Source organism: Variovorax sp. H27-G14 (assembly GCF_046156345.1).
Classification (GTDB): Bacteria; Pseudomonadota; Gammaproteobacteria; order Burkholderiales; family Burkholderiaceae_C; genus Variovorax.
This window is the reverse complement of record NZ_JAYLVN010000006.1, coordinates 155,838-178,305: the sequence shown is the minus strand read 5'-3', so window position 1 is coordinate 178,305 and position 22,468 is coordinate 155,838. Positions and strand designations below refer to the sequence as shown.

Here is a 22,468-nt window from a genome sequence, read left to right as displayed (position 1 = left end):
TCACGCAGCCTCCCTGGCCAGCTTCTCGAAGATCTTGGTGATCTTCTCCTCCAGCGTGGCGGCGGTGAAGGGCTTCACCACATAGCCGTTGGCACCCGCCTGCGCGGCCGCCACGATGTTCTCTTTCTTGGCCTCGGCCGTCACCATCAGCACCGGGAGCTTCTTCAGCTCGGGGTCGGCGCGAATGGTCTGCAGCATGGTCAGGCCGTCCATGTTCGGCATGTTCCAGTCGGACACCACAAAGCCGAAATTGCCACCGCGCAGTTTCTCGATGCCGGCGGCGCCGTCCTCGGCTTCGTCGACATTGAGGAACTCCAGCTCCTTCAGCAGGTTGCGCACGATGCGCCGCATGGTCGGGAAGTCGTCCACAACCAGGATTTTGATGCTCTTGTCGATCACGATATTTCCAACTCCAACAGGTCTTTATTCAAACTCGGTTCGTACGTTCACCGAACGTACGCAGGTGCGCCAGAACCCGGCGACTGACTTCACTCAACGGGGAAACTTCGTCCACCGCGCCCAGCGCGATGGCTTCCTTGGGCATGCCGAAGACCACGCAGCTGGCCTCGTCCTGCGCCAGCGTGTGGGCGCCCGCGCGCTTCATGCGCAGCAGGCCTTCAGCGCCGTCCTTGCCCATGCCGGTCAGGATGATCCCGATGGCGTTCTTGCCGGCATGCTTGGCCGCGGAATCGAACAGCACGTCGATCGACGGGCGGTGGCGGTTCACCGGCGGCTCCTGGTCCAGGTGGGCCACGTAGTTGGCGCCGCTGCGCGCCAGCGACAGGTGAAACCCGCCGGGCGCAATGTAGGCATAGCCGGGCAGCACGCGCTCGCCGTGCTCGGCCTCTTTCACGTTGATGCGGCACAGGCCGTCCAGCCGCTGCGCGAACGAACGCGTGAAGCCCGCGGGCATGTGCTGGGCGATCATCACGCCGGGCGAGTCGGGCGGCAGCGGCTGCAGCACCTCGCGAATGGCTTCGGTGCCGCCGGTGGAGGCGCCGATGATGATGAGCTTCTCGGTGCTCAGCAGCGGGCTGCGCAGCAGCGACTCCTGCGGCGCGTCGGCGGTGGTCTTGGCGGCGGACGCATGCCGGCTCGGCAGCAGCCGCGCATTGGCGGCCGTGCGGATCTTGCCGGCAATGAGCTCGGTGTAGTTCAGCAGCCCGTCGCGCACGCCCAGGCGCGGCTTGGTCACGAAGTCGATCGCGCCCAGCTCCAGCGCGCGCAGCGCAATTTCGGAGCCGCGCTCGGTCAGCGACGACACCATCACCACCGGCATGGGCCGCAGGCGCATGAGCTTCTCCAGAAACTCCAGCCCGTCCATGCGCGGCATTTCCACGTCGAGCGTGAGCACGTCGGGGTTGGTGACCTTGATGAGGTCGCGCGCCACCAGCGGGTCGGCGGCGGTGCCCACCACGGTCATGTCGCTCTGGCTGTTGATGATCTCTGTCATCACGCTGCGAATGAGTGCCGAATCGTCGACACACAGCACTTTGATTTTCTTGACGCTCACCGGTTTCCTTTGATTGCCGCCACCGGCGCGATGCGGGTGGCCGGGACGTTGTTGCCCGATCGTTGCGGGTCGCTGGCCGCGCGCGGGCCGTTCAGCCGGCGCAGCAGTTCGCCCTCTTCGTTCTGCACCGCCGCCACGTCGGTCTGCGCGCGCAGCTTGCGCACGATGGCCTTGCCGGTGGAGGGCAGAAAGCACACGCGGCGCGCATGCGGGCCGCGCAGGTCTTGCGCGGCCACCTCGATGCGTTCGTTGCGCAGGTAGCGCAGCACGAAGTCGGCATTGCGGTCGCCAATGTTCAGCGTGGTCATGTTGGCCAGCACCGCGCCGCCGCCGAACACCTTGGCCTGCAGCCTGTCGCGCCGCGCGCCCGCGCGCACCAGCTCGCGAATGAGCACGTCCATGGCAAAGGCGCCGTAGCGCATCGACTCGGTGGCGTCGCGCGGGGTGGCTGCACCGCCGGCGTCGCCGTCGTCGGGCAGCATGAAGTGGTTCATGCCCGCCACACCCGCTTCACGGTCGTGCAGGCAGGCAGCCACGCAAGAGCCCAGCACCGTGCTCAGCACGGTGTCGCTCGAGGTCACGTAGTACTCCGAGGGCAGCAACTTCACGGCCATGAGGCCGACGTCGCGGTCGAAGTAGTGGTGGGTGGCCATGGCACCGGGTGCACCCACGTGCACCTCGCTCATGGAAGGCCCGTGGCACGCGCGCGCGCCAGCTCGTACACCGTTTGCCCCAGCGGACGAAACGCCGGGTTCACCAGCGACGCATTTTCCGAATGCCCCGCAAACAGCAGGCCGCCCGGCTTGAGCAGCGGCGCGAAGCGGTCGAGCACCTTCTTCTGCGTGGGCTTGTCGAAATAGATCATCACGTTGCGGCAGAAGATGGCGTCCACCGGCTCCTTCACCGTCCATGAACTGTCGAGCAGGTTCAGGCGCGAGAACTTCACCAGCGCGGCCACCTCGGGCCGAATGCGCACCTTGCCCGCGTTGGCGCCCGTGCCCTTGCTGAAGAAGCGGCGCAGCCGCTCCGGCGCGAGGCTGCGCACCTGCTCGGTGGTGAAGACGCCGGTGGCGGCCTTGGCCAGCACGGCGGTGTCGATGTCGGTGGCAATCACGCGCGCCGAAGCCGCCTTGTCGCCCAGCGCTTCCATCAGCGTGATGGCCAGCGAATACGGCTCCTCGCCGGTCGACGCCGCCGCGCACCACACCGTGACCGGCTGCTGCGCCTTGCGCACATGGTCGGCCAGCGTAGGGAAGTGATGCGCCTCGCGAAAGAACGACGTGAGGTTGGTGGTGAGCGAGTTGATGAACAACTGCCACTCGTCCCCGTCCTGGCGCTCTTCGAGCCAGTCGAGGTAGGTGGCGAACTCGGGCACCTGCAGTTCGCGCAACCGGCGCGAGAGCCGGCTGTACACCATCTGGCGTTTCTGCTCGCCCAGGGCGATGCCGGCGCGGCGATGAATGAGGGTGCGGATTCGGGAGAAATCGCTGTCGGTAAAAATAAACTCGGAGTTCACGGCAGCCTTGGGAATGTGGCTTTCAATGTACATAGCACTCGCCTTTTCCAATGAGCCGATCAGATGCACCAATGCCCTGCACTTTCAGGGGCGTGCGCGTTTTCATGGCGAGGGTCATGGCACGGTCGCGACCGGGCCCGCGTCCTGCGACCACACCAGGGCCGTGAGCTGCGCAGCATTGACCTGCGCCGCGCTCACGAACAACGCCTCCGACAGCTGAGCGGCCTCGCCGTTGTCCAGCTCGCAGGCCTCGGCCAGCGCCACGAAGGGGCCGTAGAGGCCGCCGCGCGACAGAATGGCCTGCTGCACCGCCTCGGTGAGCTGCACCTTGCGCAGCACGCCTTCCATCGACACGCCCAGCAGCTGGTCGAGCAGCGAGAACATGCCGGCCACGAACAGGTTGTCGGCCTCGCTGGCCGGCAGCATGCTCTGGCCCATGAGCTCCACGAAGCGCCCGCGCAGAATGGCCTTCTTCATCATGAAGGGCGAGCCCGCCTTGTTGCTGGTGGCCAGCAGCAGCGACAGCCAGCGGTACAGCGGCGAATAGCCCAGCATGGTCACCGCATGGCGCAGCGAATGAATTTCTACCGCCACGCCCACCGACGGCGAGTTGATGTAGCGCAGCAGCCGGTAGGTGAGCGCCGCGTCGTGCTTCAGCGCCGCCTCGATGGTGCGCACGTCCTCGTTGCGCTGGATCATCTGCATCAGCTGCACGATGAGCAGCGACTCGGGCTGCAGCGCGTCTTCGGCCTCGCGCACCGGCGGGTTGCCGAAGGTGCCGTCGATGAACACGTTCACGCGGCGGGCCATGCAGGCCTCGTACTCGCGCCAGGTGTTCACGCGCGCCGCAATCAGCTCCACGGGCGGATGGCCCAGCAGCATTTCCTGGCGCAGCAGCGACACGGTGGCCGTGTCGCTCGCGTCCAGCTCGAAGTGGGTCACGATGGCGCGCAGCTCGCTGTCGTCGGGCAGGCCCTTGGCGCCGCACAGCATGAAGCCGAAACCCTGCTCACGCAGGAACAGCAGGATGGAGCGCATGTCCGGGTCGAGCAGGTCGTCCGTGCCCATGCACAGCACCACGTTCAGCGCGGGCAGCGACTGCAGCTCGCTCTGGAACAGCGCATCGACGGCCACGTCGACGAACAGCACCTGCGGGCCGAGCAGCCAGCCGGGGTTTTCGGGGTTGAGGTGCACGGCGAGCGTGTCCATCAGCGCCTTCACGCCAACGGCCGTGGACGCCGCGCGCGTGCCGGGGGTGTCCCCGGTCGCGCGCCACGCCATGCGGTAGCCGATGACGCGGCGTTGCCCGTCGAGCAGCATTTCATAGGCCACGTGGCCATTGGACCCGGGCTCGTTCAAGGCCACGGCGGCTCCGGCGCCGTTGCCATTGGCATCGGCGGAACCGGAACGTCGGAAAAAATCGAAACGCATGCAGCAGTCTCCGTCTTGGTGGTGTCAGAGAGAGATGGCTTCGGTCCTCCGGGCGGCGCCCGCCAGCGCGGCGGCGCTCGCGGCCTGCGCGCGCTGGATGCGCGGCATGGCGCCCACGTCGATGATGAAGGCCACGCTGCCGTCGCCCAGAATGGTGGCCGCGGAAATGCCCGGCACCTTGCGGTAGTTGGTCTCCAGGTTCTTCACCACCACCTGATGCTGGCCCAGCAGCTCGTCCACCATCAGCGCAAAGCGGTTGTCGTCGGCCTGCACGATCACCAGAATGCCCTGCGTGGGGTGCGTCTGCGCGCCGCTCACGTCGAACACGCGGTGCAGCTCGATGAGCGGCAGGTACTCGCCGCGCACGCGGATCACATGGCCGTCGGCGGTGATCGAATGCAGGTGCTCCGGCAGCGGCTGCAGCGACTCGATGACGTAGCTCAGCGGAAGAATGTAGGCCTCGGTGCCCACCTTCACGGACATGCCGTTCAGGATGGCCAGCGTCAGCGGCAAGATGATGCGCGTGGTGGTGCCCTGCCCGCCGCGCGAATGAATTTCCACATGGCCGCCCATCTCCTGGATGTTGCGCTTGACCACGTCCATGCCCACGCCACGGCCGGAAATGTCGGTGATCTGCTCCGCGGTGGAGAAGCCCGGCGCGAAGATGAGTTGCCACACCTCCTCGTCGGGCATGGTCTCGCTCACGGCCATGCCCTGCTGCAGGGCCTTGGCCAGAATGCGCTCGCGGTTCAGGCCGGCGCCGTCGTCGCTCACCTCGATCACGATGTTGCCGCCGTGGTGCTGTGCCGACAGCAGCAGCTGGCCGGTGGCGTCCTTGCCCTTGGCCAGGCGCACTTCGGGCGTTTCGATGCCGTGGTCCAGGCTGTTGCGCACCAGGTGCGTGAGCGGGTCGACGATGCGCTCGATCAGGCCCTTGTCGAGCTCGGTTTCCTTGCCGTAGGTGTCCAGGCGCACCTGCTTGCCCAGCTTGGCGCTCACGTCGCGAATCACGCGCGGGAAGCGGCTGAACACGTAGTCCATCGGCATCATGCGGATGGACATGACCGACTCCTGCAGGTCGCGCGCATTGCGCTCCAGGTGGCCCAGGCCGCTCAGAAAGCGCTCGTAGGCCACGGGGTCGAGCATGGTGGCGGCCTGCGTGAGCATCGACTGCGTGATGACGAGTTCGCCCACCAGGTTGATGAGCTGGTCGACCTTTTCGACGTCCACGCGAATGGAGCTGGATTCCTTGGCCGCAGCAGCAGGTGCCGCGGCGGCGGGCGCGGGGGCCGCAACCAGCTCCGCCTTCACGGGCGCTTCCACCATGGCGACAGCTTCGGGCTCGGCTTCGAGCTCCGGCTCGGGCTCTGGCTCCGACACGGCGGCCGGTGCTTCTGGCTCGGCGGCACCGCGCGTGATACTGATCTGCGACTCGTCGATGACGAAGCAGCACACCGCCACGATGTCGTCGGGGTCGCAGGTGGTTTCGAGCAGCACGGTGAACTGGTCGTTGGCGCGTGTGCGCGAGCGCACGGTGCCCAGGTTGGTCAGCTCGCCCGAGAGCAGATCGCATTCGCTGTCGGACAGGCGCGAGAAGCGGATGCGCAACACGCCGTCGCCGTCGCCGTCGCCTTCAGCCTCGTCGGCTGCGGCTTCGACCGGCGCGGGTGCGGGGGCGGCAACCACGGGCTTCGGCGCGGCCTTGGCTGCGGGCTTGGCGGCAGGCTTTGCAGCGGACTTGGCAGCAGGGGCGGCAGCGGCCTCGCTCTCCTGCGCGAGCTTTTGCAGCACGCCGCAGATGTGCGCGACCATGTCGGCTTCCGGCTCCTTGCCGGCCTGGTAGGCGGTGAGTTGTTCTTGCAAGGCGTCCTTCGTTTCCAGAAAGGCATCGATCATCGGAGCGCTGAGAACCAGCTGCCCGTGTCGGGCGCGGTCCAGCAGCGTTTCGAGCACGTGCGTGGTGTTGGTCAAGGCGGTGAAACCGAACGTCGCCGCGCCACCCTTGATGGAGTGGGCCGCGCGGAAAATGGCGTTGAGCTGTTCGCTGTCCGGTGACGCGACGTCCAGCTTCAGGAGCAGTTGCTCCATCTCCGCAAGAAGCTCAATGGCTTCGACGAAGAATGCCTGGGTGAATTGACTGAGGTCCATCTCGTGTGCTCCGGACCGTTGCTCTCGCGCCGGCCCATGGTGGGTTCTTTGTCTTCGTTAGCGCGACGCGAGCGTCGCCTTGGGAGCAGCCGCCGCCGACGGCACGGTGCCAATGCGCGTGCCGGCCGGTTCGTTGGCGTTCTCGCGTTCGATGCGTTCCTGCGTACGGTGGTTGAGCAGGATGATGCTGATGCGGCGGTTGATGGGGTTGCGCGGGTCGGCCTTGTCCAGGTGCATGCTGTCGGCCAGGCCGATCACGCGCAGCACCTTGCCCTCGGTCATGCCGCCCACCATCAGCTCGCGGCGCGAGGCGTTGGCCCGGTCGGCCGACAGCTCCCAGTTGCCGTACGAGCGGTCGTTGGTGTAGACGATGGCGTCGGTGTGGCCCGACAGCGTGATCTTGTTGGGCAGGCCGTTCAGCGCCGGTGCCAGCTCCCGCAGAATGGCGCGCATGTGCGGCACCACGCGGGCGCTGGAGAGCTCGAACATCGGCCGGTTCTCGGTGTCCACGATCTGCAGGCGCAGGCCTTCGGTGGTGATGTCGATCAAGATCTGCGAGCGGAACTGCTGGAACACCGGGCTCTTGGCAATCAGCTCGTCGAGCTGCTTCTTCATCTCGGCCAGGCGGTTGGCGTCGGCCTCGTCCTCGCTGGTGGAGTCGGTGTTCTTCACCTCGCCCTCCACGTGCATCACGTCGGCGCCGCCGCCGGGGATCATGCTGGCGCTCAGGCTGCTCTTGTCGCCGCCGTTCATGGCCACGCGCAGCGGCATGCGAAAGTGCTCCGCAATGCCGTCGCGCTGCTTGGGGCTGGAGATGGACAGCAGCCACATCACCAGGAAGAACGCCATCATGGCCGTCATGAAGTCGGCATAGGCAATCTTCCAGCCGCCCCCATGGTGGCCGCCGCCGTGCGCCTTGTGCACGTGCTTGATGATGATCTTGGGCTTGCCTTCGCTCATGGTCGCTCGCTCGTTCGCAGCATGGACGCGTCAGCGTCCCTTGACTTCGCGAACATGGTCGTCCAGTTCGGTGAAGGACGGGCGCTCGGTCGAGAACAGCACCTTGCGGCCGAACTCCACCGCCAGTTGCGGTGCGTAGCCGTTCAGGTTGGCCAGCAGCGACACCTTGGCGCACTGATAGATCTTCATGCCCTCTTCCACCTTCTGCTCGATCAGCGAGGCCAGTGGCGACACGAAGCCGTACGCCAGCAGCACGCCCAGAAAGGTGCCCACCATGGCGTGCGCAATGAGCGCGCCCATTTCCGAGGGCGGCAGGTTGGCCGAGGCCAGCGCATGCACCACGCCCATCACGGCGGCCACGATGCCCAGCGCCGGCAGTGCGTCGCCCACCCGCGAGAGGCTGTGCCCGGGCACCATGGCCTCGTGGCGGATGGTCTCGATCTCGTGGTCCATCAGGGCCTCGATCTCGTGGGCGTCGGTGTTGCCGCTGATCACCAGGCGCAGGTAGTCGCACAGGAAGACGGTGATGCCCTCGTGCGCCAGGATGCTGGGGTAGCGCGAGAAGATCTCGCTGCTGGCCGGGTCCTCCACGTCGGACTCCAGCTTCATCATGCCTTCCTTGCGGGCCTTGGCGAGCAGCTCGTACAGCAGCGCCAGCAGGTCCATGTAGAGCTGGCGGTTGTGCTTGGAGGTGCGCAGCAGCAGCGGCAGCTCCTTCAGCGTCGCCTTGATGGTCTTGCCGTTGTTGCCCGCAATGAATGCGCCCAACGCCGAGCCTCCGATCATGAGCAGCTCGATAGGCTGGAACAGGACGCCGAAGTGCCCGCCCATGAGAGCGTAGCCCCCGAACACGCAACCGATCACCACGATGTATCCAACCAGAACCAGCACGCGCTACCCCTATCGCCCTGAGGCGTCAATTCAACAAACCCCGACGTCCGAAAACCGGACGCGAGGCACTTTTTTCTAGATGGCGCCGCCGAGGTCCAGCGACGGGCCCACGGCCACCAATGCGCCCCGCGCCACATCGGCGAGCTTGGGCTTGCGTGCCTTGCCCGCGCGCGAAGGCGGACGGCACAGAACACACACATAACCGTGCTTGTGATCGTGCGCATGCGCCACGAAGTGGCCACCGCAGCGGCTGCACGGGCTCAACTGCAGCATGTCGCTGTCGAAGAAACGCACCATGGTTTCGGCGCGCGTGAAGTCGAGCACCACCTCCGCGCCCTGCGACGACACCTGCTCCACGTACAGGCGGTAGGCCTTGATGAGCGCGGGCAGTTCGTTCTCGTCGGCCTCGTCCAGCATGAAGCGGTAGATGTTGTAGAACATCGACGAGTGAATGTTGGCCAGCCAGGTCATGTACCAGTCGGTAGAAAACGGCAGCAGGCCCTTGGGCGGCGAAACGCCCTTGAGTTCCTTGTACAGGCGGATCAGTCGCTCCCGGCTCAGCGACACCGCCGCCTCGAGAAACTGCAGGCGCGCACCCAGTCCGATCAGCTCTACAGCGAGCTGGACTTCACGCACTTCGCCAAGGACGCTCTTGCGGGGGGTCATGCAGCTGCAAGCCCCGCGTCACGTGACTGGCCCTGGCCCTGAATCTGGCGCGCGGCCATCAGGATGGACATGTGGGCCTGCTGCAATGCCGGCTCCTTGCCTTCGCCGACCACCGCGAACATCGGGCGGTCGTCCAGCCGGAAGCTGCACAGCAAGAAGTTGGAAGCGGCCAGCTTCACGATCTGGCTGAGCGACATGTTCGCCAGCAAGTCCGCGAGCTCGCGCCCCACGCCCAGCCTGAACATGGCTTCGGCCCGGTCCTGTTTGACCAGCTTTTGCGCCAGCAGCATATAGGCCAGGTTTATTTCGCCGATTTCCTTGGAAATCATGCCGCCTGCATTGAAATTGATGTTGTCCATGTCTTGTTCCATTTCCGAATCCTGTCCACAAAGGTTCTAATCGACCGTGTATACATTCTATACACAAAGATTTACATTTTGATGAACTTTGTAAGAGATCGGGGAAAAAAAAGGTAGGACTTGTCTGACGCGAAGGCGACTCTCTCCTCTGAGATGTGTTGCTTTTCGCGACAGCCAGAACCTGTGACAAGGTGCAACTGTTGGTTACGTGCGACGGCATTCTGACGGGCTTCAGACATATCGAATTGCGGATTAATAAAGACTATGAACATTCGGCCAATCAAAGAATGGCTTTTTTCTGAACGAAATATGAATCAGAAAAATGTCCATGACTTTCCATTGATCTGCGCCTTTCTCAATTCTCTGGACGGCCTTCCAGGCCGTAGATCCAGGCCATGACTTCCGCCACCGCCAGGTACAGCTGGGGCGGGATCTGCTCGTCGAGGTCGACCTGCATCAGCAGCTTCACCAGGTCGGCCGAAGAGTGCACATACAGCCCGTGCGCACGCGCCTCGCGCATGATCGATTCGGCCGCCACGCCGTAGCCCTTGGCCACGACGACGGGCGCCTTTGTCTTGTCGACATACGACAGCGCGATGGCGCTCTGCCGGTTGTCCAGGTCCTGACCGGCGGCGCTGCTCATGCGGCCTCCGTCACGGCGTTCTTGTCCATCACCTGGAACTGTTGCAACTGCATGCCGGCGGCTTCGAGGCGCTTGGCGAGCTTGCCCGCGTCGCCGCGCAGCCGCGCCGTGGTGTTGGCTTCGCGCGCCGACAGGTGCGCCTGCACCGCCGCGCCCGCCAGGCTCAGCCGCAGGTCGACCTCGCCCAGGCGCGGCAGCGTGAGCGACACCGTGGTCGACCAGCGGCGTTCGCTCTCAGCCAGCGGGGCCGCGCCTTCACGGCCTTCCCGTCCTTCGGCCTTGTCGTGTTCTTCCTGAACGGACCAGGTCATCGGCACGTCGGGCCACGCATTGCCGCTCCAGCGGAACGTACCCGTGGCCAGCAGGTCGAGCTGCTGGTGCACCAACGGGGCCGACTGCGGGTGAATGACTTCGCCACCGCGCACAGCCTGCGACGCGGCAGCACCTTCGGACTGGCGTGCGAGATCGCCGATGCGGTGCGCGGGAGCGTCGCCCTCCGCCGTGCCGCGCGCCGGCGTGCTGTCGTTCTGGCCGTAGGCGGCCTGCAGGCGCGAGGCGTCGACCGATGGCGTCGATCCGGCGGAGGCTGCGGGGTCGGACACTTGCGCGCTGCCCGGCTGTGCCGAAGCGCCCTGCTGCGCGGAGGTGTTCGAATGCGCGGACGCAGGCGTGGCAGAGGCGCCGGCGCGCGGCGTTTCGCCTTGCGGCGCACCGGCCGAAGCCAGCGTATCGGCGCCCGGCGCCGGCACGCTGAACTGGGCCGAAGCCAATGCGGCCGCGGCGGCCACCACGGCGTCTGGCCGCGCCACCAAGGGCCCGGCCCAGCGGGCCTGCGGCTCCCGTGCCATCTGCGCGAGCGAGCGGGCGCCGGTGGCGAACTCCGCCAGGTGCGCTTCATAGAACAAGCCGCTGTCCGACACCGTGCGCGCCAGCGCGCCGGCCAGTGCCGCGGTGCTCGCGGGTTGCTGCGTCGAGGCCAGCAGCGGCTGCGTGCCGCGCACCGGCCCCGGCTGCGCCTGCAGGTCGGCCAGCACCGCGCCAATGACGCGCGCCGCCACCGACAGCCGCGTGGCCACCGACGCCGGCGCCCCGCCGCCGCCGGCAAGCAGCGCACCACCGGTCAGCGCGCCCGGAATCTGCCGGTCGAGCGCCGCGTTGGACGGCAGCCGCACATCGTTGCCAACCTTGCCCACGGGCACGGCGGCACCCGGCGCGCCGATGGTGCTCTCGCCCTTGATGCCCAGCACGTCGAGGCGCGGTGCCAGCCGTGCGGCAAGCAGTGCGTCAACGAGTCCGGCAAGTCCGGCGAGTCCAGTCATGGGGGTGGCGTCAGGTCAGGTGGGGGTGTTCAGGCGGGGGGGTGCAGGCAGGGGTGTGCAGGCAGAGTGCGCTCAGTGCATCGGCCCGTAGGCGCGACCGAGGCTTTTCTCTTTGTGCAGGTGGCCCATGCGCACGATCAGGTCGTCCAGCTGCGGCTTGATGAGCCCGGACACCTCCGCCTGCTCGGCGCGAATGCGGTCGAGCAAGGCGAGCACGCGCTCGATCTGGATCGCGTCCAGCGCCTCCAGCGGCTCGATGGCGCGCAAGCGCTCGACCAGCGCCGCGCAGCGCGTTTCAATCTCGGGCAGCTTGCCCCATTCCTTGGCGCGTGCAAGCACCAGCATCGACGAGACGCTGGCGGCCAGCTCCTCGTAACAATGAACCACCTCACTGCGGACTGCCATGTTGTTCTCTATCCCTGTTGTCATTTGATTGCCGCCTTGCCGCTTTTTTTTGCGACTTCTCAACCGCGGCTGCGGTCGTCGATCTCCCGCCAGGCGGAAGCGATGTTTTCCAGCAGCTGCCCGGCTTCGTCCAGGGCCTGCACATCGTTGTGCAGGTTGGCCTGAAAGAGGCGCCGCACGACGTAGTCGTACAGCGCGGACAGGTTGCCCACCAGTTGGGCGCCGGCCTCGCCGCCGGCCTGCGCATCGAGCGCGGCCTTCAGGCCGTTGTCCACGATGCCGATGGCCTTGGAGATCGCCAGGCCCTTGGCCACGACCTCTCCGGTGCCCATGTGATGGCGCGCCATGCCAATGGCGGTCTTGGCGCCGTCGAACAGCATCACGATGAGCTGGTGCGGCGACGCGCTCATGGCGCTGGTTTCCACGCCGACGCGCGCATAGGCGCCGGCGCCGGTGCGAAAGTTGTGAGGGGTGTACATCGCTGCTGCTCCAGGTCTTCGTCGTGTGCGGGGGGCTTACTTGCTGCTCGTCAGCGCATCGAACTGCTGCGTGAGGTAGGTCTTGGTGTTGTTCAGGCTGTTGATCAACACGTCCAGCTGCGTGAACTGGGCCTTGTAGCGCGCCACCGTCGAGTCCACGCGCGTCTGCATGGCGTCGTACTGGGTGTCGAGCTCCTTGATGGTGGAGGTCACGCCGTCGCTGGCCACCTTCAGGGCGCCGGTGTTCAGGTCGGTCACCAGCGCGTCGATCTGCTTGCCGTAGCCGCCGGTGCTGCCGGTGGCGCTGGAGAACAGGTTGGCCACGCCCTTCAGGTTGGAGGCCAGGGCCTTGTCCAGCTTGGTGGCGTCGATGGCGATGGTGCCGTCCTTCTGGAAGGCCACGCCAATCTCCGTGAGCACCTTCATGTCGTTGGGGCCGCCCGCCTGCGGCGTGGTGAGCGCCTGGCGAATGCGCGTCTGCAGGTTGCGCAGCGTGGTGTCGCCCACCAGCGCGGCGGCCGTCTTGGTGTCGGCGTCGTACGCGGTCAGCGTCTTGGCGGTGCTCTGCAGCGTGTTGTAGGCGTTCACGAAATCGGTGATCGCCGACTTCACGCCGGCCGTGTTTTCCTTCATCGACAGGCCCGTCTTGCCGGTGTTCACCAGCGTGAGCGTGGCGCCCTGAATCGCTTCCTTCACCGTGTTGGTCTGGCTGGTGACGTCGATGCCGTTCACGTTCAGCATCGCGTTCTGCGCCACCGAGGTCTGCTTCAGGTTCTGCGTGCCGGCCGGGTCGTTGCCCACCAGGCTTTGCAGCGCGGCGTCGCCGTCCACCGAGATGCGCATGCTCGACTTCTCGCCGGTGGTGGAAGACGTCAGCACCAGCCGGTTGGGCGCGCCGCTGCCGTCGTTCACGATGCTGGCCGTCACGCCGGCGCTGGCGTTGTTGATGGCGTTGCGAATGCCTTCCAGCGTGTTGTTGGTCGGGTCGATGGTGATCGACTTGGCCGGCTGGCTCGCGTCCGCGGTGAAGCCCGCGCCGGTGTACTGGCCGGTGGTGGCGTTCAGCGTGCCGCCCGTGATCTGGCCGAAGTCGATGGTGATCTTGCCGTTGCCGATGGCGGTGTTGGTGGTGGCCTGGCCCGCGCTGATGACGGTTTGTGCCTGCGCGAGCTGCTTCACGTCGATGGTGTAGTTGCCCGCGGCGCTGGCGTCGGTGGCCGAGGCGGCCAGGATGCCGCTGACCGTGGGCGTGCCGGTGACGCTCTGGAACAGCGAAGGGTCACCCAGCTTCTTGCCGGCGTTCTGCAGCGTGCTGAGCGCGCTCTGAATGGTGCCGTAGGCCGACAGCTTGCTGGTGTAGCTCTTGGCCTTGGCCTGCAGCGCCACGAGCGGCTGGCTCTCGGCGGTCTGCAGCTGCGTGAGCAGGTCCGCAAGATTGAGGTTGGAGCCAACGCCGAGGCTGCTGATCGTTGCCATTTGAATTTATTCCTGATTGCTGCGGTTGCAGATGAAAAACGGGGGGGCTGCGTGCAAGGGCGAAGGCGGCCTCAGGCCGCGTGGTCCACCAGCAGCCCGTTGCCGTCGCTCATCAGCTTGGCGATGCGCACGACCTCTTCGTTGGGAATCTGGCGAATAACTTCACCGTTCGTGCGGTCGACCACCTTGACGATGAGCTTGTCGGTGTCCTTGTCGACCTCGAACTGCAGGCCGACTTCGCGCAGCGCCAGGGACTCGTTCACCTGTTGCACGGCCCGCTCCACCTGCACCGGCGTGGCGTCTTCTTTAGCCTCGCTCTTGGTGGTGCTCGACAGCGCCCGAAGGCCTGCAGCCGCACCCGTACCCACTGCGCCGCCGACGAGCATCTGCGTCCACGGGTTGTCCTTCACGGGGTTGGCTGGCACGGGGTTCGACATCATTTCCACCTTGTTCTTTGCGGGGTTCGCTGTCCTCTGCGGTCTCGCTCTCCCTGAAAGGGAAGCATGGCCGCAGAGGACAGCGCAGGCACTCCCGGCTTGCGTCCGGGACCTGCGCTCGCCGGACCCCCACCTTTCGGCAGGGGCCTGGCTTTCCTTTGCTTCTACCTAGCCGTTGTCGATCAACGCAGGAGCGACAGCACGCCCTGCGTGGTCTGGTTGGCCTGCGACAGCACCGAGGTGCCAGCTTGTTGCAGGATCTGCGCGCGGGTCATGTTCGACACTTCCGTTGCGTAGTCAGCGTCTTCGATGCGCGAACGCGACGACGACAGGTTGGTCACCGTGGTGCCCAGGTTGGAGATCACCGAGTCGAAACGGTTTTGCACGGCGCCCAGGGCGCTGCGCAGCTTGTCGACCTTCGACAGGGCTGCGTCGAGGGTCTTGAGCGGGTCGACGGTCGACTTGCCATTGCTGACTGCATTGGTCGTCACGCTGCCGGCCTTGCTCGAGTCGGCGTACACGATGCCACCGGTGGTGGTCGTGATGTTGCCGTTGGCATTCACGTTGATCGTTTCTGCAGTGGTCTTCGTGAGGCCGCTCACGCCCATGAAGCCGTCGGTCTTGCCGTCGGCGGCTGCCAGGGTGTAAACGTCGGAGCCCGTGCCGTCGAGGTCGATGGAGCCTGCTGCGGCGCCGATCTTGGCTGCCACTTCGCCAGCCGTTGCCTTTTCGCCAGTCACGTCGAACGTGGCAGCGGTGCCTGCACCAGGAGCGGCGACAACATACTTCGCGCCAGTTGCTGCGAAAGTGACGGAGTCACCAGCAGCCTTCATGCCGTTGACGTTGCTGACCAGGGCGGTCAGCGTGGCGGCGACGGTCGTGCCAGCGCCGGTCTTGGTCAGGTTGCCGCTGGCGTCGAGGAACAGCGCCGAGTTGTCGGCGGCATCGGTCAGTGCGCCGTTGCTGTCGATCTTGACGTCCGTCGACTGGCTGCCGAGCTTGACGGTGGCCGTCACGCTGGTGCCAGCAGGCGGCTTCAGTGCTGCGAGCGTGTTCGTCGCGGTACGGGCGGTTTCAGCAACCGAGTAGCTCTTGGTGGCCGCGCTGTAGGTGTACGTTGCGCCGCCGGTAACGGCAACCTTGCCGCCGTCTTTGATGTTGGCCAGCGCGTCGTTGGAGGTGGCGGTGTTGGCGGTGCCCAGGGTACGGCTGTAGGCAGTCACGCCGTTCGAAGGCGCAGCAGCGGTGAAGCCAGCGATCAGCAGGTCGGACGACGTGGCGACCTTGTTCTTCGAACCGGTGTTGTTCACGTTGAAGCCGTCCAGACCCAGGGTCTTGGCGCTGATTTCCTGCAGGTCGATGTCGATGGTTTCGCCATCGTTCGCGCCGACTTGCACGGTCAGCTTGCCAGCGTCAGCCGACAGAACCTTCACGCCGTTGAACTGGGTCTGTTCCGACACGCGGTTGATTTCGTCCAGACGCTGGCCGATTTCCGACTGGATCGAGTCCAGGTCGCTTGCCGAGTTGGTGCCCGTGGCGGCTTGCACCGACAGTTCACGAACGCGTTGCAGGTTGTTGTTGACTTCGGTCAGTGCGCCTTCGGTCGTTTGAGCGATCGAGATGCCGTCGTTGGCGTTGCGCGTTGCTTGCGTCAGGCCCTTGATGTTGGCCGTGAAGCGGTTGGCAATGGCTTGACCTGCAGCGTCGTCCTTGGCGCTGTTGATGCGCATGCCCGAAGACAGGCGCTCAATGGCGGTGTTCAACGCCGATTGCGACTTGTTGAGGTTGTTCTGCGTGACGAGCGAGAGGCTGTTGGTATTGATGACTTGCGTCATGTTCGACTCCTGATTGACAAAGGTTGTGTGACTCCGGCCATCGGCCGTAACGCTGGACCCGCTTCCGCTGTGAGACTCAAGCCATCGTTGAATTGGTTATCGGCGAGTGCCTTCAAACCTTTAGGGCGGCGTACAAAAAAGTTGCACAAACCGCCCCGGTCACCCAACCGGGCCCTCAGGCCTGCAGGTTCATCACTTCCTGATAGGCAGTCACCAGGCGGTTGCGCACCTGCAGACCGGTCTGGAACGCCACGTTGGCCTTCTGCAGGTCGACCATGACGTCGTTCAGGGCGACGCCGGGCTTGCCCAGCTCGAACGACTCGGCCTGGGCGTAGGCGCCTTGCTGCGCGCTGCTGATATTGGCCAGCGAGCGCTTCAGCTCGGCGGCAAAGCCGCCGGCCTCCGCGGGGGCGCCTGCGCCGGCCGACGGGCCGATGCCGGTGTTGAGCGCGGTAACGCGCATTTGCTGCAAGACGGATTCAATGGCGCTGATCGACATGGGATCTCTTCTTCCTGTGTGAACACTTCTGCGTGACTTGACAAGGAGGACGCAAGGTCCCCCGGCTGGCTCGCAGCGTATCAAGGGAAGACCCCGATTCAAGGGCGCAACTGAGGGCGAAAACCCCGGCTGTTCGGCCATTCGAATTCCCATGCGCTGTTGACAATCGTCGCCAAACGAACAGGTCGTGGACGACTACAGCGGCCCTCCGGAATGAACTCTCAACACCGAAATCTCTCTCCAACCATGGCTTTGGACCGTTGCGGTCTAACGGGCGCGACCCAGGTGCGCTCATGAGTACAGCGGTGCCCACGGGCGACGTCTCCGCTGCGGCCAGCGGCACAGGCGGCGCAAGCGGCGGCCTCCCGCCAATGCTCGAACGCATGCGCGCCCAGCCCAAGCTGCCGATGATCATCGGCGGCGCGGCCCTGGTGGCCGCAGCCGCCGCCTTCATGCTGTGGAGCCGGGCGCCCGACTACAAGGTGCTCTACACCAATGTGTCGGACCGCGACGGCGGCGCCATCATTGCGTCGCTGCAGCAGATGAACGTGCCCTACAAGTTCGCCGAGGGCGGCGGCGCGATCCTGATCGCGGGCGACAAGGTGGCCGAAACGCGCCTGAAGCTGGCCGCGCAAGGCCTGCCCAAGGCCGGTGGCGTGGGCTTCGAGCTGATGGACAACCAGAAGTTCGGCACCAGCCAGTTCGCCGAGCAGGTGAACTACCAGCGCGGGCTGGAAGGCGAGCTGGCGCGCTCCATCGAATCCATCGGCACCATCGAGGCGGCCCGGGTGCACCTGGCGCTGCCCAAGCCCTCGCTGTTCGTGCGTGACCAGAAGAAGCCCTCGGCCTCGGTGGTGCTCACACTCATGCGCGGGCGCAGCATCGACGAGGGCCAGGTCAGCGCCATCGTGCACATGGTGTCCAGCAGCGTGCCCGACCTGGACGCCAAGAGCGTCACCGTGGTCGACCAGCGCGGCAACCTGCTGTCTTCCGCGCGCGGCACCGACCGCGGGCTGGACGTGAGCCAGCTCAAATATGCGCAGGAGATCGAGGCCGGCTACATCCGCCGCATCGAGGCCATCCTGCAACCCATCGTCGGCGCGACCAACGTGCGCGCCCAGGTGGCGGCGGACATCGACTTTTCGGTGGTCGAGCACACCGACGAAAAGTACAAGCCCAACCAGGACCCGACGCAGGCCGCCATGCGCAGCCAGCAGAGCAGCGAGTCGGTCCAGCAGGGCGGCGGCGCGCCGGGCGGCGTGCCGGGCGCGCTGTCGAACCAGCCGCCGGTGAACCCGAACGCACCGATCGTGGGGCCACGCGCGCCCAACGCGCCGGGCACGCCCCCACCAGGCACACCGGGCACACCCGGTGCGTCTGGTGCACCGGGCACCACCACCGCGACCACCGCCACGGCCGCCACCGGCCCCAGCAGCACGCGCAAGGACACCACCACCAACTACGAGCTCGACCGCAGCATCCGCCACGTGCAGCAAGCCGCCGGCGGCGTGAAGCGCCTGTCGGTGGCCGTGGTGGTGAACAACCGCGACAGCGTGGACGCAGCGGGCAAGAACACCAGCCGCGCGCTGACCACGGCCGAGGTCGACCAGATCCGCAACCTTGCCAAAGAGGCGATGGGCTTCAGCCAGGAGCGCGGCGACTCGCTCAACGTGGTGAACAGCGCCTTCGCCCGCGACGCCGACAGCGGCCCCGCACCCGAAGTGGCGTTCTGGAAGGACCGCGACAACATCGAGATCGGCAAGACGCTGGGCCAGTACCTGCTGTACGCGCTGATCGCCCTGTTCGCCTGGCTGGCCGTGCTGCGTCCGCTGATGCGCCGCCACGCACCGCCGCCGCCGGCACCCGTTGCGGCCACGCCGCTGGACGACGACACCCCGCCACCGGTCACCGCGCACGACAGCGCGCCCTCGCCGGAAGAAAGCCTGCGCGAACGCGAGGCCAACCGCAAGAAAGCCGACATGGACTACGCGCAACAGATCGCGGACAAGGACCCCAAGATGGTCGCGGCCCTGATCCAGCACTGGATGAACAGCAATGAGCAATGAACTGGGCACCCGTAAAAGCGCCATCCTGCTGATGGCGCTCGGCGAAGACCGGGCCGCCGCCGCATTGCACCAGCTCCCCACCTCCGAGGTGCAGACGCTGGGGCTGGCCATGTCCAAGCTCACCTCGGTCTCCCGCGAAGAGCTGGCCGAGGTGCTGGCCGAGTTCCGCCAGGAAACCGAGCAGCTGTCGGCCCTGCACCTGGGCTCGACCAGCTACATCCGCGCGGTGCTGAAGAAGGCGCTGGGCGAAGACCGCGCCAGCAACCTGCTGGAAGACATTCTGGCGCCCGAAGAGCCGCACGGCGGCATCGAGCGGCTCAACGAGCTGGAGGCCGGCGAAGTGGCCGAGCTCATTCGCGACGAGCATCCGCAGATTCTGGCCACGCTGCTCATTCACCTGGACCGCATGAAGGCCTCCGAGGTGCTGGAGAAACTGCCCACGCGCCTGCGCCACGACGTGATCATGCGCGTGGCCACCTTCGGCGGCGTGCAGCCTTCGGCGCTCAACGAGCTGACCGACGTGCTCACCGAAATGCTGGCCGGCCAGGGCCTGCGCCGCAGCCGCCTGGGTGGCGTGCGCACCGCGGCCGAAATCGTCAACCTGATGAGCACCACGGTGGAAGAAGAAGCCATTGCCCATGTGCGCGAACAGGACGAGGGGCTGGCCCAGCGCATCGTGGACGAGATGTTCGTGTTCGAGAACCTGCTCGGCCTGGAAGACCGCAGCATTCAGCGCCTGCTCAAGGACATCGAGAGCGACTCGCTCATCATCGCGCTCAAGGGCGCGCCGATGGAGCTGCGCGACAAGTTCCTCAACAACATGTCGCAACGTGCCGCCGAAACGCTGCGCGAGGACATGGAGCTGCGCGGCCCGGTGCGCGTGTCTCAGGTCGAGGCCGAACAGAAGACCATTCTGCAGGTGGCACGCCGCCTGGCGGAATCCGGCGAAATCGTGATCTCAGCGCCTGGCACCGATGACTTCGTTTGACACCGGCGCCCAGGGCGCATCCAACACCTTCGGCGGCTCGCGCGAGCGCCTCGCCGCCATTCACGCCGCGGCGCGGCAGGCCGCCGCCGGCGCCCAGCCCACGCTGTCCGACCGGGACCCGTGGGAACGGTGGGAAATGGGCACGCTGGACGGCAAGCCGTCGGTGCCCGCCAGCCGCAAGGCCGCCGCCGCCGCCGAGTTCAGCCGCAACGGCGGGCGCAATGCGGTCGCCGCACCGCCGGCCCCGCTGGCGCCCCCACCCCCAAAGGTCGACTTGGCCGAACTGGCGCGCATCCGCAAGGAAGCACGCACCGCCGGCGAGGCCGAGGGCCGCGCCGCGGGCCTGGCCGAAGGCCGCAAGGTGGGCCACACCGAAGGCCTGGCCACCGGCCTGGCGGCCGCCAGCGTGCATGCCGAGCGCCTGCGCGCGCTCACGCTGTCGCTGCCCGACGCCCTGCGCCGCGCCGAAAGCGAGCTGACCGACACCGTGCTGGTGCTCGCGCTAGACGTGGCGCGCCAAGTGGTGCACCGCACGCTGAAGGCCGAGCCCGAATGGGTGCTGCCGCTGGTGCGCGACCTGCTCAACACCGAGCCCGCCCTGCGCGGCGAACCGCGCCTCTTGCTCAACCCCGACGACGTGGCGCTGGTGAAGAACAGCCTGGGCCACGAGATAGAGGCTGCCGGCTGGCTGGTGCGCAGCGACGACTCGCTGGCGCGCGGCGGCTGCCGCGTGCAGTCGGCCAACGGCGAGCTCGACGGCACGCTGGAAACCCGCTGGAAGCGCGTGGCCTCGGTGCTGCGCGAGAACGCCTCCGACGGCGGCGAATTCCTTTGAACGCGAGCGCGACGATGCCTACCGCCACCGCTGTCCCCACAGCCATTCCCGCTGCCATTCCCACTGCCGCCGCCAACCTGCACCTGGACCACGTGCGCGCCACGCTGGAGAAGGCGCGCGGCAGCGTCGCGCAATGCACCACCACCACCGCGTCGGGCCGTCTCACGCGCGCCGTGGGGCTGGTGCTGGAGGCGGTCGGCCTGCAACTGCCCGTGGGCAGCGACTGCCTGATCGAGCTGCCACCGGGCAATGCGCAACGCTATGCAGAGGCCGAAGTGGTCGGCTTCGCGGGCGATCGCCTCTTCTTGATGTCGCAGACCGAAGTGGCCGGCCTGGTGCCGGGCGCGCGCGTGTTCGCGCGGCCCGTGACCGTGGAGCCGGGCATGGTGGGTGGCGGCAACGCCCACACCAAGCGCCTGCCCGTGGGCGAAGGCATGCTCGGGCGCGTGGTGGATGCGGCCGGCCGCCCGCTGGACGGGCTCGGCCCGCTGGACATCGCACGCAAGGTGCCGCTGAGCTCGCCACCCGTCAACCCGCTCACGCGCGCGCCCATCGATTCGGTGCTCGACGTGGGCGTGCGCGCCATCAACGCCATGCTCACCGTGGGCCGCGGCCAGCGCATGGGCCTGTTCGCCGGCTCCGGCGTGGGCAAGAGCGTGCTGCTGGGCATGATGGCGCGCTACACGAGTGCAGAGGTCATCGTGGTCGGCCTGATCGGCGAACGTGGCCGCGAGGTGAAAGACTTCATCGAGAACACGCTGGGCGAAGAAGGCCTGGCGCGTGCCGTGGTGGTGGCGGCGCCCGCCGACAACTCCCCGCTGCTGCGCCTGCAGGGCGCGGCCTACGCCACCTGCCTGGCCGAGTACTTCCGGGACCTGGGCAAGGACGTGCTGCTCATCATGGACTCGCTCACCCGCTACGCCATGGCGCAGCGCGAGATTGCGCTGGCCGTGGGCGAGCCGCCCGCCACCAAGGGCTATCCGCCCTCCGTGTTCGCCAAGCTGCCCGCGCTGGTGGAACGTGCCGGCAACGGCCCGCGCGACGCCCAGGGGCGCGGCGGCTCCATTACCGCCTTCTATACGGTGCTGTCCGAGGGCGACGACCAGCAGGACCCGATTGCCGACTCGGCCCGCGCCATTCTGGACGGCCACGTGGTGCTGTCGCGCACGCTGGCCGAGGCCGGGCACTACCCCGCCATCGACATCGAGGCGTCCATCAGCCGGGCCATGACCTCGCTGATTCCGCCGACGCAGTTCGAGTCGGTGCGCCGCTTCAAGCAGATGCTTTCGCGCTACCAGCGCAACCGCGACCTGATCAGCGTGGGCGCCTATGCGCCCGGCCACGACCTGCAGCTGGACAAGGCCATTGCAATGTACCCGCGCATCGAGTCCTTCCTGCAGCAGTCGATGGACGAGCGCACCGGGTACGAAGAGTCCGTCGACCAGCTCGAAGGCCTGTTCGCTCCCGAGCGGCGCGCCTGAAACGTCTGCAGCACCCGCGGCAACCCACGCCCACCCGACACCACCCAAGGACTTCTTCCATGACCCGCAAGCTCCCCCTCGGCATGCTGATCGACCTGGCCCACACGCAGACGGACGACGCCGCGCGGCGCCTGGGCGCGCTGCAGAGCGCGCACCTCAGCGCCAACCAGAAGCTCGAGCTGCTGCTGCAGTACCGCCAGGACTATCACAACCAGCTCGACGCGCTGATGCGCGACGGCCTGCCCTCCTCGCAGTGGCGCAACTACCGCAACTTTCTGGGCACGCTGGACGGCGCCATCGAGCAGCAGCGCGCCATTGCCACGCAGACCGAGACCCGGCTGGACAGCGGGCGCGTCGACTGGCAGCAGCAAAAGCGCCGCCTGAGCTCCTTCGACACCCTGGCCGAGCGCGTGCGCGCCCAGGAAATGATGGCCGCGAACAAGCGCGAGCAGCGCGACAGCGACGAACGCGCGGCGCGCAAGTTCTTCGACCGTGCCTCGCACCCGACCCATTGAATCTCC

At 66.7% G+C, this 22,468-nt stretch carries 23 protein-coding genes; 5 read left to right on the top strand and 18 right to left on the bottom strand.

What is annotated here, in order from left to right; translation table 11 throughout:
- The 18 genes from cheY to fliE all read right to left on the bottom strand — a co-directional run bounded on the left by cheY (position 1) and on the right by fliE (position 16,577).
- Entirely contained in the window at positions 1-396 is a 396-nt protein-coding gene (gene cheY, locus VLK31_RS17490) for a chemotaxis response regulator CheY (RefSeq protein WP_409169786.1), read from the bottom strand.
- Between the two features lie 31 nt (positions 397-427).
- Positions 428-1,453: a chemotaxis response regulator protein-glutamate methylesterase gene (locus VLK31_RS17485; RefSeq protein WP_409169785.1), complete on the bottom strand. Its 1,026-nt coding sequence runs from the start codon at positions 1,451-1,453 to the stop codon at positions 428-430.
- Between the two features lie 56 nt (positions 1,454-1,509).
- The gene (gene cheD / locus VLK31_RS17480) at positions 1,510-2,199 is read right to left on the bottom strand and encodes a chemoreceptor glutamine deamidase CheD (protein WP_409169679.1); all 690 of its coding nucleotides are present in this window, start codon (positions 2,197-2,199) and stop codon (positions 1,510-1,512) included.
- A complete protein-coding gene (locus tag VLK31_RS17475; protein ID WP_409169678.1) occupies positions 2,196-3,062 on the bottom strand; it encodes a CheR family methyltransferase in 867 nt (288 codons plus the stop codon). The genes cheD and VLK31_RS17475 overlap by 4 nt, the downstream gene beginning before the upstream one ends.
- An 81-nt stretch (positions 3,063-3,143) precedes the next feature.
- Positions 3,144-4,460: an EAL and HDOD domain-containing protein gene (locus VLK31_RS17470; RefSeq protein WP_409169677.1), complete on the bottom strand. Its 1,317-nt coding sequence runs from the start codon at positions 4,458-4,460 to the stop codon at positions 3,144-3,146.
- A gap of 24 nt (positions 4,461-4,484) precedes the next feature.
- Positions 4,485-6,608: a chemotaxis protein CheA gene (gene cheA, locus VLK31_RS17465; protein ID WP_409169676.1), complete on the bottom strand. Its 2,124-nt coding sequence runs from the start codon at positions 6,606-6,608 to the stop codon at positions 4,485-4,487.
- A 57-nt stretch (positions 6,609-6,665) separates the two neighbouring features.
- Complete coding sequence (motB, locus tag VLK31_RS17460; RefSeq protein ID WP_409169675.1) at positions 6,666-7,568, bottom strand: flagellar motor protein MotB; 903 nt, start codon at positions 7,566-7,568, stop codon at positions 6,666-6,668.
- Between the two features lie 30 nt (positions 7,569-7,598).
- Positions 7,599-8,459: a flagellar motor stator protein MotA gene (gene motA / locus VLK31_RS17455; RefSeq protein ID WP_409169674.1), complete on the bottom strand. Its 861-nt coding sequence runs from the start codon at positions 8,457-8,459 to the stop codon at positions 7,599-7,601.
- A gap of 75 nt (positions 8,460-8,534) precedes the next feature.
- Positions 8,535-9,125 (bottom strand): flagellar transcriptional regulator FlhC, encoded by a 591-nt coding sequence (gene flhC, locus VLK31_RS17450; RefSeq protein ID WP_409169673.1) that lies wholly within the window; start codon positions 9,123-9,125, stop codon positions 8,535-8,537.
- Positions 9,122-9,484 carry a flagellar transcriptional regulator FlhD gene (gene flhD, locus VLK31_RS17445; RefSeq protein WP_409169672.1) on the bottom strand — a complete coding sequence of 121 codons (363 nt, stop codon included), beginning with the start codon at positions 9,482-9,484 and terminating at the stop codon, positions 9,122-9,124. The genes flhC and flhD overlap by 4 nt, the downstream gene beginning before the upstream one ends.
- Positions 9,485-9,839: 355 nt before the next feature.
- Complete coding sequence (locus VLK31_RS17440) at positions 9,840-10,127, bottom strand: EscU/YscU/HrcU family type III secretion system export apparatus switch protein (protein ID WP_409169671.1); 288 nt, start codon at positions 10,125-10,127, stop codon at positions 9,840-9,842.
- Complete coding sequence (locus tag VLK31_RS17435; RefSeq protein ID WP_409169670.1) at positions 10,124-11,446, bottom strand: flagellar hook-length control protein FliK; 1,323 nt, start codon at positions 11,444-11,446, stop codon at positions 10,124-10,126. Before VLK31_RS17435 ends, VLK31_RS17440 begins: the two co-directional genes overlap by 4 nt.
- A 72-nt stretch (positions 11,447-11,518) precedes the next feature.
- Positions 11,519-11,851, bottom strand: coding sequence for a flagellar protein FliT (locus VLK31_RS17430; RefSeq protein ID WP_409169669.1), 333 nt, complete (start codon positions 11,849-11,851; stop codon positions 11,519-11,521).
- A gap of 59 nt (positions 11,852-11,910) precedes the next feature.
- The gene (fliS, locus tag VLK31_RS17425) at positions 11,911-12,330 is read right to left on the bottom strand and encodes a flagellar export chaperone FliS (RefSeq protein WP_409169668.1); all 420 of its coding nucleotides are present in this window, start codon (positions 12,328-12,330) and stop codon (positions 11,911-11,913) included.
- A gap of 36 nt (positions 12,331-12,366) precedes the next feature.
- Entirely contained in the window at positions 12,367-13,806 is a 1,440-nt protein-coding gene (fliD, locus tag VLK31_RS17420; RefSeq protein WP_409169667.1) for a flagellar filament capping protein FliD, read from the bottom strand.
- 71 nt (positions 13,807-13,877) lie between these two features.
- Positions 13,878-14,246 carry a flagellar protein FlaG gene (locus VLK31_RS17415; RefSeq protein WP_409169666.1) on the bottom strand — a complete coding sequence of 123 codons (369 nt, stop codon included), beginning with the start codon at positions 14,244-14,246 and terminating at the stop codon, positions 13,878-13,880.
- 179 nt (positions 14,247-14,425) lie between these two features.
- On the bottom strand, positions 14,426-16,078 hold the full coding sequence (locus VLK31_RS17410; protein ID WP_409169665.1) for a flagellin: 1,653 nt from the start codon (positions 16,076-16,078) through the stop codon (positions 14,426-14,428).
- A gap of 175 nt (positions 16,079-16,253) precedes the next feature.
- Positions 16,254-16,577: a flagellar hook-basal body complex protein FliE gene (gene fliE / locus VLK31_RS17405; protein WP_409169664.1), complete on the bottom strand. Its 324-nt coding sequence runs from the start codon at positions 16,575-16,577 to the stop codon at positions 16,254-16,256.
- A 293-nt stretch (positions 16,578-16,870) separates the two neighbouring features.
- On the opposite strand from fliE, the gene fliF reads away from it, so the two are divergent.
- From fliF to fliJ, 5 genes are read left to right on the top strand one after another with little or no spacing between them, the layout of a single operon-like run.
- Entirely contained in the window at positions 16,871-18,643 is a 1,773-nt protein-coding gene (gene fliF, locus VLK31_RS17400) for a flagellar basal-body MS-ring/collar protein FliF (protein WP_409169663.1), read from the top strand.
- Positions 18,633-19,631, top strand: a complete 999-nt coding sequence (gene fliG, locus VLK31_RS17395; RefSeq protein WP_409169662.1) for a flagellar motor switch protein FliG — start codon at positions 18,633-18,635, stop codon at positions 19,629-19,631. The genes fliF and fliG overlap by 11 nt, the downstream gene beginning before the upstream one ends.
- Positions 19,618-20,466 (top strand): flagellar assembly protein FliH, encoded by an 849-nt coding sequence (gene fliH, locus VLK31_RS17390; protein WP_409169661.1) that lies wholly within the window; start codon positions 19,618-19,620, stop codon positions 20,464-20,466. Before fliG ends, fliH begins: the two co-directional genes overlap by 14 nt.
- Before the next feature lie 14 nt (positions 20,467-20,480).
- On the top strand, positions 20,481-21,947 hold the full coding sequence (gene fliI, locus VLK31_RS17385; RefSeq protein WP_409169660.1) for a flagellar protein export ATPase FliI: 1,467 nt from the start codon (positions 20,481-20,483) through the stop codon (positions 21,945-21,947).
- Positions 21,948-22,006: 59 nt separating this feature from the next.
- On the top strand, positions 22,007-22,462 hold the full coding sequence (gene fliJ, locus VLK31_RS17380; protein ID WP_409169659.1) for a flagellar export protein FliJ: 456 nt from the start codon (positions 22,007-22,009) through the stop codon (positions 22,460-22,462).
- Positions 22,463-22,468: the final 6 nt, after the last annotated feature.